The following is an 876-nucleotide window of genomic DNA, read 5'->3' on the forward strand; positions in this document are numbered from 1 at the left end:
AGCAGGTTGGTCTGATCCGCAATCCCCTTGATCACCTCCAGCACGCCATCGACGGCCAGACAGCGGTTGTCGAGCTGCTGGATCACCCTATCGACCCGTTCAATCTCGGCCGACATCTCGCCCATGTCGGTGATGGAGTGCTGGGCAAGGCGACTGGTGTCGGCCGCATCCTGGTTGGTGAGGGCGGAGAGTTCGGCGCTGTGGCGGGCGTGCTCGCGCACCTCGTGGGAGCTGGCGGCCAATTCGCTGACGGCGGCGGCGACCTGGGTGGTCATGCTCTCCTGCTGGCGGGCTGAGCCTTCGGTCTGGGTGGCGACCTGCCGGATCTGGTTCGACTCCTGATAGAGCTGCAGAGTCGCGTGCTCCACCTCCTGCAGGCTGTGGCGAAAACCCTGCACCATGTCGCTGACGGCGCGGGTCATCTGGCCCAGCTCATCCTGGCTCGGGTTGAGCAGGGGGAGGGAGAGATCCCGCTCCTTGGCCATGCGGGTCATGGTCAGTTGCAGGTGGCGCACCGGTCGCTTGATGTAGCGCTGAAGCACCCAGCCAAGCAGGCCGAAACCGAGCCCGAACACCGCCACCAGGCTGCCGCTCAGGATCAGGTTGTTGTGGCGAATTTCGCCGAAGGTGTGGCTGAGGTCGTAACTGATCCGCACAGCCCCCATGACGGTGCCTTCCGGCACCTGGTGGCAGGTGGTGCACTGGGTGCCGCGGTACTCCTTGTACGCCTTGAAGGGCTTGACCAGGGTGAGCCGGTTGCCTTGCTGCTCGAGTATGGTCTCCCCTTGCGTTATGGCGCGCTGATCCCAGCTGTCTTCTGCCTGCTGATCCGGGTGACCCGGCCCGAACAAGTCGGTCACGGCGGGGGCGCGGATC

At 65.1% G+C, this 876-nt stretch carries 1 protein-coding gene; it reads right to left on the bottom strand.

Annotated features, from left to right (window positions below; translation table 11 throughout):
• A partial coding sequence (locus tag BN1118_RS22250) for a methyl-accepting chemotaxis protein (RefSeq protein ID WP_043555850.1) occupies window positions 1-876 on the bottom strand: 876 nt, incomplete at both ends.

This window comes from Aeromonas bestiarum, assembly GCF_000819745.1.
Classification (GTDB): Bacteria; Pseudomonadota; Gammaproteobacteria; order Enterobacterales; family Aeromonadaceae; genus Aeromonas; species Aeromonas bestiarum.